At 65.8% G+C, this 389-nt stretch carries 1 protein-coding gene; it reads right to left on the minus strand.

Going from position 1 to position 389, the window contains the following annotated elements:
- A partial coding sequence (locus tag QWI17_RS01585; RefSeq protein WP_302720738.1) for a hypothetical protein occupies positions 1–212 on the minus strand: 212 nt, incomplete at its 3' end.
- Between the last annotated feature and the right edge of the window lie 177 nt (positions 213–389).

The following is a 389-nucleotide window of genomic DNA, read 5'->3' on the forward strand; positions in this document are numbered from 1 at the left end:
GGCAAGAACGCCCACAGTTGTTCGGCGGCCTGGCCAACGGCGCCGAAGAAGGTCCAGCTGGTGCAGTACACGGCCAGCGACAGGCTGTACACCCAGGCACGCAGCTTGGGCGGCAACGGCGTGCTGCGGCGGTCGCCATAGAAGGCGATGGCGAACATGATGGCCATATAGGCCAGGGCGACCACGGCGATCAGCCCGCTGGACAACGACATGAAAACTCCGAAGCAATAAGATAACGCGGTCCCGATCTACCAGTCTGGCACGCTGGTGGCGCTTCGTCAGCGCCGACGATGGTCGCAGTGGCGCGTGGTCGCAGGGCCCGGCTTCGCTGACCGGTACCGGCCCTGTCGCCAGCAAGGCAGCTGACGCCTCAGAACCGCGACAGGCGG

Origin of the sequence: Gilvimarinus gilvus, from assembly GCF_030518155.1 — a bacterium.
In the GTDB taxonomy this organism is placed as follows: Bacteria; Pseudomonadota; Gammaproteobacteria; order Pseudomonadales; family Cellvibrionaceae; genus Gilvimarinus; species Gilvimarinus gilvus.